General features: G+C 71.7%; 6 protein-coding genes. 3 read left to right on the forward strand and 3 right to left on the reverse strand.

Features of this window, described 5'->3' with window-relative positions; all coding sequences use genetic code 11:
* Positions 1-72: 72 nt before the first annotated feature.
* Together ABD844_RS42950 and ABD844_RS42955 are read right to left on the reverse strand one after the other, a co-directional pair.
* Complete coding sequence (locus ABD844_RS42950; RefSeq protein ID WP_344892158.1) at positions 73-831, reverse strand: protein-L-isoaspartate O-methyltransferase family protein; 759 nt, start codon at positions 829-831, stop codon at positions 73-75.
* A gap of 260 nt (positions 832-1,091) precedes the next feature.
* Positions 1,092-2,591 (reverse strand): M48 family metallopeptidase, encoded by a 1,500-nt coding sequence (locus ABD844_RS42955; RefSeq protein WP_344892161.1) that lies wholly within the window; start codon positions 2,589-2,591, stop codon positions 1,092-1,094.
* A gap of 79 nt (positions 2,592-2,670) precedes the next feature.
* Here ABD844_RS42955 and ABD844_RS42960 point away from each other — a divergent pair, with 79 nt between their 5' ends.
* Together ABD844_RS42960 and ABD844_RS42965 are read left to right on the forward strand one after the other, a co-directional pair.
* On the forward strand, positions 2,671-3,891 hold the full coding sequence (locus ABD844_RS42960) for a deoxyguanosinetriphosphate triphosphohydrolase (RefSeq protein ID WP_344892164.1): 1,221 nt from the start codon (positions 2,671-2,673) through the stop codon (positions 3,889-3,891).
* Between the two features lie 77 nt (positions 3,892-3,968).
* On the forward strand, positions 3,969-5,126 hold the full coding sequence (locus ABD844_RS42965; RefSeq protein WP_344892167.1) for an NAD(P)/FAD-dependent oxidoreductase: 1,158 nt from the start codon (positions 3,969-3,971) through the stop codon (positions 5,124-5,126).
* Here ABD844_RS42965 and ABD844_RS42970 read toward each other — a convergent pair.
* Entirely contained in the window at positions 5,092-6,018 is a 927-nt protein-coding gene (locus ABD844_RS42970; RefSeq protein WP_344892170.1) for a M23 family metallopeptidase, read from the reverse strand. The two genes, ABD844_RS42965 and ABD844_RS42970, sit on opposite strands and share 35 nt — an antisense overlap.
* A gap of 224 nt (positions 6,019-6,242) precedes the next feature.
* On the opposite strand from ABD844_RS42970, the gene dnaG reads away from it, so the two are divergent.
* Entirely contained in the window at positions 6,243-8,087 is a 1,845-nt protein-coding gene (dnaG, locus tag ABD844_RS42975) for a DNA primase (RefSeq protein ID WP_344892173.1), read from the forward strand.
* Positions 8,088-8,142: the final 55 nt, after the last annotated feature.

Genomic DNA, 8,142 nt, shown 5'->3' on the forward strand with positions numbered 1-8,142 from the left:
CACACGGTCAAACCATTAATAGTCAGACCATAATCGCATTTTTACGCCGCGCCATAAATGCGGGTGGATCTCCTACAGGGAGCGGCCGTCCCCGCGGCCCGCCGTCACCGCGAGCCGCGACAGGTCGTCCCCGCCGACGATCACCGCGCCCGGCCGGGTCTGCGCGAGCCAGGAGTCGGGCACGGTGAAGGGGGCGAGCACCCGGTCGTACGGGGCCCGCTCGGGGCAGCCGCGTGCCAGGTCACCCATCACCAGGTACGGCCGCACCCCGGCGGCGGCCAGGTTGCGTCCGGCCGCCGAGGCCACCACCGCGTCGGACTCGACCGACGTCACGCTGCCCGAGTCGCCCGTCAGCCGGCACAGCAGCGCGGTGATCCACCCGCTGCCCGTGCCCACCTCCAGCACCCGCAGCCCCGGACGGGAATCGAGCAGCTCCAGCAGGTCGACGACGCGGCTGGGCGCGGGGTTGACGCACGTGTACGCGGTGCCGCCGCGGCCCTCGCCGGGCGGCGTGGCGAGCTGCTGCGTGCCGAGCTGCGTGGCGACCGGCGTGGTGACCGGTGTGGCGATCGGCACGGCCGAGTAGACGGCGTCCCACCAGGTCTGCGGATCGATCTCCCGGTCGATCGGCGTCGCGTCGCCGTGGTCGTCGAGCGCCAGCCCCTGATCCGGGACGAACCAGTGGCGCGGCACCTTCCGCAACGCCTGCTCGATGGCCCCGCTGGCGCGCGGCCGCCGCTCGGCGATGCCCGCGATCATCCCCTCCAGTCGCCACGCGATGTGCGGCAGAGTCGCCGAGCCCTTCCTGGTGCCACCGTCCTGCCTGCTCACAGCGCCTCCTCTGGGCGGAGAATGCTCAGGGTGACCGTAAAGCCACAGACGGCGACCTGGCAAGATGCTTGGGAAAAACCGGCCTACCTGGACGTGATCGTTTTTCGCGTCGGGCACGGCAGGCCAGGTCGGCGCCGGGCAGCCCACCGGCCGGGCCAGGGCAGGAGCCAGGGGCAGGGCGAGAGCGAGGGCGAAGGGCCGGGTAGGGCGCAGTGTCGGCGCAGGGCCGGCGCAGGGCCGGGGCAGAGCCGAGGGCCGGGTCAGCGGACCCCGGCCGGGCTGGGCTCCTCCAGGGGCACGTAGTCGTGGCGCATCCCGTGGTCACCCAGCCACTGCCGCAGGCCCGCCACCGCCGCCGGGTTGGCGGCCACCTGGGCCGCGTACTCGGTCAGCGCCACCTCCTCCCCGTCGTCGAACAGCAGCCGCGCGGGCCCCGACCACGACAGCGTCCACCTGGCCTGGCCGAGCTGGATCAGCACCGCCTCCAGCGCCTGCACCAGCACCCCGGACAGCAGCGTGCCGGACGGGTTCCAGCCCTGCTCGCGCAGCCTGGCCTCCAGCTCCGCCTGCCGCCCCCTGGCGATGGCCTCGAACGCCGCGTCCAGGTATGGCCGCGTCGCCCCCATGACCTGCTGGCCCGCCACCGCCAGGTCGCGCAGGGCGTCGGCGTTGCGGCCGGCGTACATGCCCTCCGCCACCAGCTCCTCCCACGACACCGGGCGCAGCGTCGCCAGGGCCTCCTGCGTCCACATCGACTGCTCCACGGCCTGCACCGCCACGTTGGGGTCGGCCAGCAGCGTCAGGGCCGAGCGCGGGTCGGGGACGTGCTGCGGCTCCGGCACCTGCTCGATCGCGGCCAGGCGCTCGGTCAGGCTCGGGTGCGAGTCGTACGGGGAGACCTCCTCCGGCTGCTCGTTCAGCTTGGCGATCTCCGCCTGCCGGCCGGGGTCGGTCATCAGCGCGTGGAACCCGCCGAACACCCCCGCCGGCCTGACCCCGCCCCTGCCCGCCATGACCAGGTAGTTGCCGACGAACACGTCCCAGCCGGCCGCGGTGGCGTGGATCTTGCGCAGCGCGCCCGCCATGGCCTGCCGGCCGCCGATCGCCACGGCGAACCGGTCGGCCTCCAGCTCCTGCCTACGCGAGACGGCCTGCGAGACCCGCAGGTAGAGCTTGGCGTACCAGGTGAACACCCGCTGGATGAACGGGTGGTTGCGCAGGCCCTGGACGGTGGCGATGAGCGAGACCCGGCCCCGGTAGACCGGCGCGCCCAGGCGGGTGTGCGCGCCGCTGTAGTGGCCGAGCTCGTGCCCGAGCACCGCCCGCATCTCGTCCACGGTCAGCGTCTGCAACAGCGGCAGCCCGATGTACATGCGCCGCCGCGTCGCCCTGAGCCCCAGGAACCGCGTGTCCTCCGAGACGGCCGCGTTCACCTCGGCGACCAGGCGGATCTCGTCCGGCGGGGCCGTACGCACGCGCTGGGCCAGCTCCTCGACCGTCTGCCACAACACCGGCTCGTGCTCGCGGCCGACCGCCACGCCCGGCTGCTCGCCGCCGGAGCGGCGGCTGACCATGATCAGCGCCCGCACGAGCGCGGCCGCGGCCAGCGAGAGCGCGATCGCGTACTGGAGGAGGTTGGTCTGGAACTGGACGAGGAACAGCACGTCGAGGAAGATCGCGGCCGCCAGCGTGAGGCCGACCAGCACGTAGAAGCCGGCGAGCAGGGTAAAGGCCAGCACCGCTCGGAACGCTGTCGTCATGGAGGAGGGCTCCCGGGGAATGGTTCTCGCGAGGCTCGACACTAGCGGAGACCTGAAACTGGATAAAATCACATCACTTATGCCGTACTACGACGAGCACGATCAGGAGCGTTGGGTTCCGGAACCTCCCGGCAATCCTGAACGCTCCGCGTTCGGACGCGACCGGGCCCGCGTGCTGCACAGCGCCGCGCTGCGCAGGCTGGCCGCGAAGACGCAGGTCGTAGGCCCGGGGGAGACCCTCGGCGGTGGCCAGCACATCCCGCGCACCCGGCTGACCCACTCGCTCGAATGCGCTCAGGTGGGCCGCGAGATGGGCGCCGCGCTCGGCGTCGACCCCGACCTGGTGGAGACCGCCTGCCTGGCCCATGACCTGGGACATCCGCCGTTCGGGCACAACGGCGAGGTGGCGCTCAACGCGCTGTCTGCCTCGTGCGGCGGCTTCGAGGGCAACGCGCAGAGCCTGCGCCTGCTCACCAGGCTGGAGGCCAAGGTGCTCACCGAGGACGGCCGCAGCGCCGGTCTCAACCTGACCCGCGCCGCCCTCGACGCCTCGATCAAATATCCGTGGACGTGCCGCACCTCGCCCAAGTTCGGCGTGTACGACGACGACCTGCCGGTGTTCTCCTGGATCAGGGACGGCGCCCCGGAGGGCAGGGTGAGCTTCGAGGCGCAGATCATGGACTGGGCCGACGACGTCGCCTACTCCGTGCACGACCTGGAGGACGCCCTGCACATGGGCCACGTCATCCCCGAGGCCCTCCAGTCGCCCGTCGAGCGCGCCCAGGTGTGCGAGACCGCCCGCACCTGGTACGCCCCCGGCACCGAGCTCAACGAGCTGGAGGAGGTCTTCGCCCGGCTGATCGCCACCCCGCTCTGGCCGCGCCGCTTCGAGGCCACGCTCGCCGACCTCGCCGGGCTCAAGGCCCTCACCAGCGGCCTCATCGGCCACTTCTGCAGGTCCGCGCAGGCCGCCACCAAGGAGGTGTACGGCTCCCGCCACCGCGCCGACCTCGTCGTGCCCCACGCCACGCGGCTGGAGTGCGCGCTGCTCAAGGGCGTCACCGCCCACTACGTGATGACGACGAAGGACCACAACGCCAACCAGGCCAGGCAGCGCGAGCTGATCACCGAGCTGGCCTCCCTGATCACGCTGGGCGCGCCGGGCACCCTGGAGCCCGCGTTCCGGCCCGCGTTCCTGGGGGCGCGCGACGACGCCGCCCGCGTACGCGTGGTGATCGACCAGATCGCCTCACTCACCGACACCTCGGCCGTGGCCTGGCACCGCAGGCTCTCCCGCTGACCAAAGCTTCATCAACGAACCCGGTCGCCTGGCGCAACCGCCTTTTCCGACGACCTCGCGGGGCGGATACTGCGCCCATGGCCACATATGTGATCGTCGGCGCGGGACTGGCCGGGGCGAAGGCGGCGCAGACGCTGCGCGAGGAAGGCTTCGACGGCGAGATCGTGCTGATCGGCGCGGAGACCGAACGGCCCTACGAGCGACCGCCCCTGTCGAAGGGCTATTTGCTGGGCAGGAGCGCGCGGGACGACATCTTCGTCCACGCCCCCGACTGGTACGCCGACCACGGGGTGGACCTCCGGCTCGGCATGCGGGTCACCCGCATCGAGCTCGAGCACCACCTGGTCAGGCTCGGTGACGGGTCGCGCCAGCCGTACGACAAGCTGCTGGTCGCGACGGGAGCCGTGCCCAGACGGCTGCCCGGCCCCGCGTACTACCTGCGTACCGTGGAGGACAGCGAGGCGATCGCGCGGCGCTTCGCGGAGGGTTCTTCGGTGCTGGTCGTGGGCGCGTCCTGGATCGGGCTGGAGACCGCGGCGGCGGCGCGGGCGGCCGGGTGCGAGGTCACCGTGGTCGAGCCCGAGCCCACCGCGCTCAACCGGGCGCTCGGCAGGGAGCTGGGCGAGCTGTTCGCCCGCCTGCACGCGCGCAAGGGCGTGGACCTGCGCTTCGGCACGGCCGCCGCGGAGATCACCGACACCGGCGTGCGGCTCAGCTCGGGCGAGCGGCTGAGCGCCGACCTGGTCGTGGCCGGCATCGGCGCCGCGCCCGAGGTGGGGCTCGCCCGCGACGCCGGGCTCGACGTCGGCCAGGGCATCCTCACCGACGCCGCGCTGCGCACCTCGCACCCCGACGTGTACGCGGCCGGCGACGTGGCGGAGTTCTTCCACCCCCTGTACGGCCGCCGCATCCGCGTCGAGCACTGGGCCAACGCCCTGCACGGCGGCCCCGCCGCGGCCCGGTCGATGCTCGGCCAGGAGGTCGTCTACGACCGGCTCCCCTACTTCTATACCGACCAGTACGAGCTGGGCATGGAGTTCTCCGGCGACATCGAGGGCCACGACGAGATCGTCTACCGCGGCGACCCCGAGAGCCTGGAGTTCATCGCCTACTGGCTGCGCGGCGGCCGGGTGTTCGCCGGCATGAACGTCAACACCTGGGACGTCGTGGACGACATCCAGGAGCTCATCAGGTCGGGCGTCACGGTGGACCCAAAGGAGCTATCGTCGGGTTGAGCGTGATCACCTCGTCGGTCTTCCTCGGCTTCGGGGTCTTGCTCGGCTGGGGAGCCTGCTTCGAGGCGCACAGCACGGTGCAGCGCGGCGTCTCACCCAGCTTGCCGCGCAGCGCCAGCGTCTCGTCCCGGGGAGAGAGCGTCCTGTTGCCCGTCTGCCAGGCGTCGAGATAGTCCCACGGCTCGACCATGCCGCGGCGCACCCACCAGTAGGCCGGGCCGGTCTTCCACGAGATGGCGAAGTAGAGGTTCGGCCCGGTGTCGCGGGCGTTGCCGGTGCGGCCCACCCGGCCGAGCACCTGGCCCGCCTTGACGCGCACGCCCGGCTTGACGCCGTCGGCGATCGAGTCGAGGTGGCCGCCGAGGTAGCGTACGCCGTCGTCGCCGACGATCGTGACGAACCTGCCCTCGCGGTCGGCCCCCGCGTCGGTGCTCGGCCGCCACCTGTTCTGCACGTTCACCTCGTCGACGACGCCGCCGATGGGCGCCACGAACGCGCAGCCCTGGCCGGCCCAGATCGTCGTCTTGGGCAGCACGAGCAGCTTGCGCTGGTAGGTGGTCTCACAGCCCTTCACCGGGAACGTGTAGGCGTACTTCGACAGCTTCGGCGGCGGCACCACGATCGGGTCGTCGCCCCTGGGCGGCAGCTCGGCCGCCTGGTGCTCGGGGGTAGGGACCGGGCTCGGGTCGAGGGCCGTGCCTGCCTGGGTGCCCGCCTGGGTGCCCGCCTGGGTGCCCGCTTGGGTGCCTGTGCCCGCCTGGGTGCCCGCCGCCGGGGTCGTGGCGGGGGGCTGTGCGCCGACCCCGGCCAGGCCGGTGGCCTGGGTGCAGGCACCGGTCAGCAGGACGGCGCCCATGATGGCCGCCCATCGTACGATTAGCCCCGATCGCATGATCTCCACCCGTGTCACCGTTTCCACCGACAACCTTTACCTTTGTAGCCGACCGGGAGCCCCTACATTGCCGCTTTCCTCCTTTAGCAACCTGGAGGTAACCGTGGCCTTCCTCCCCGATTCTCGGGCCGGGGACACCCGTTCACGCACTGGGGGCACCCGTTCCCATGCCGGGGCGCCCGCGCGGCGCAGAACCGTCGGCGGGGCGGCATAGACTTCCCGGCGTGGCTGGCCGGATCCGTGATGTCGACATCGCACTCGTACGCGAGCGTTCCCCCATCGCCGACGTGATCGGCGAGCACATCCAGTTGCGCAACGCCGGAGGGGGCAACCTCAAGGGGTTGTGCCCGTTCCACGATGAGAAGTCGCCGTCGTTCAACGTCACGCCCGAGCGCGGCATGTACTTCTGCTTCGGCTGCTCCGAGGGCGGCGACGTGATCACGTTCGTCGAGAAGATCGAGCACCTGTCGTTCGGCGAGGCCGTCGAGCGGCTGGCGCAGCGGGCCGGCATCCAGCTCCAGTACGAGCAGGGCGGCTACGTCCCCCGGCGCGACCACGGCGAGCGGGCCCGGCTGATCGAGGCGCATCGGGCGGCGGCCGAGTTCTACGCCGGCAAGCTGATGGCCCCCGACGCGGCGGCCGGGCGGCGCTTCCTGTCGGAGCGCGGCTTCGAGCGGGCCGACGCCGAGACGTTCGGCGTCGGCTACGCGCCCGCCGAGTGGGACTCGTTGAGCCGCCACCTGATGGGGCGCGGGTTCAGCGCCGACGAGCTGGTGAAGGGCGGGCTGGCCAAGGAGGGGCGGCGAGGGCCCATCGACCGGTTCCGCGGGCGATTGATCTGGCCCATCAGGGACGCCACGGGCGATGTGATCGGTTTCGGCGCACGAAAGTTGCTCGATTCCGATGACGGGCCAAAATATCTGAACACGCCTGACTCCCCGCTTTACAAGAAGAGCCAGGTGCTCTACGGAATCGATCTTGCGAAACGCGAGATCTCCAAACGTTCTCAGGCCGTGATCGTCGAGGGATACACCGATGTGATGGCCTGTCATCTCGCGGGCGTGCCGACCGCCGTGGCCACCTGCGGCACCTCGTTCGGCGAGGAGCACATCAAGATCCTGCGCCGATTCCTGCTCGACCAGGCCGAGTTCAGGGGCGAGGTCATCTTCACCTTCGACGGCGACGCGGCGGGCCAGAGGGCGGCGCTGCGGGCGTTCGCCGACGAGCAGAAGTTCGTCACGCAGACCTACGTCGCGGTGCAGAGCGACGGGCTCGACCCGTGCGACCTGCGCATCAAGCAGGGCGACGCGGCCGTGCGCGACCTGATCGCCAGCCGCGAGCCGCTGTTCCAGTTCGCGATCAGGAGCACGATCTCCCGCTACGACCTGGGCACCAACGAAGGCAAGATCGCCGCCCTCGACGCCGCCGCGCCCATCGTGGCCGGCATCAAGGACGTCGGGCTGCGCAAGCGCTACGCCATCGACCTCGACCGGTGGCTGGGGTTCATGGACGAGCGGTTCGTCATGCAGCGCATCGCCGAGGTGTCCGGCGCCCTCCAGGGCCGCCGCCAGCGCGCGCCCAGGGCGGCGCCGGTCGATCCGAGCGTGCGGGTGGAGGTCGAGCTGCTCAAGCTGGCCGTGCAGCGCCCCGCGCTGCTGGGGCCCCAGTTCGACGCGCTCGGCCCGCAGGCGTTCACCCTCACCGACCACATCGCGCTGCACCAGGTCGTCACCGCCGCCGGGGGCCTGGCCGCGGCCGGGCACGGCGGGCGTGAGTGGGTCGATCTGCTGCTGGAGCACGCGCACGAGGAGGGGGCGCGGGCGCTGGTGACCCGGTTCGCGGTGGAGCCGTTCCAGGCGGACGCCGAGGTCGAGCAGCGTTACGCGACGGCGATCCTGGCCCGGGTGGAGACGATGGCGGTCGACCGGGCGATCGCCCAGGTCAAGGCCAGGTTGCAGCGGATCAACCCGGTCGAGGAAGACCAGGAGCACCGCAGGCTCTTCGGCGAGCTGCTCGGGCTGGAGCGGCAGCGGAAGGTGCTGCTGGAGCGCGCCTCGGGCAGTCTGTGACCCGCTGACGACCGGCCCGCCGCAGCGCCGCCGCGGCAGCGGAAGGTGCTGCTGG

This window comes from Nonomuraea antimicrobica, assembly GCF_039536965.1.
GTDB lineage: Bacteria > Actinomycetota > Actinomycetes > Streptosporangiales > Streptosporangiaceae > Nonomuraea > Nonomuraea antimicrobica.

Excerpts from the sequence above, each read along its gene's own strand:
- ABD844_RS42970 (WP_344892170.1), bottom strand. The coding sequence starts at position 6,018 with ATGCGATCGGGGCTAATCGTACGATGGGCGGCCATCATGGGCGCCGTC.
- ABD844_RS42960 (WP_344892164.1), top strand. The coding sequence starts at position 2,671 with ATGCCGTACTACGACGAGCACGATCAGGAGCGTTGGGTTCCGGAACCT.
- ABD844_RS42955 (WP_344892161.1), bottom strand. The coding sequence starts at position 2,591 with ATGACGACAGCGTTCCGAGCGGTGCTGGCCTTTACCCTGCTCGCCGGC.
- ABD844_RS42965 (WP_344892167.1), top strand. The coding sequence starts at position 3,969 with ATGGCCACATATGTGATCGTCGGCGCGGGACTGGCCGGGGCGAAGGCG.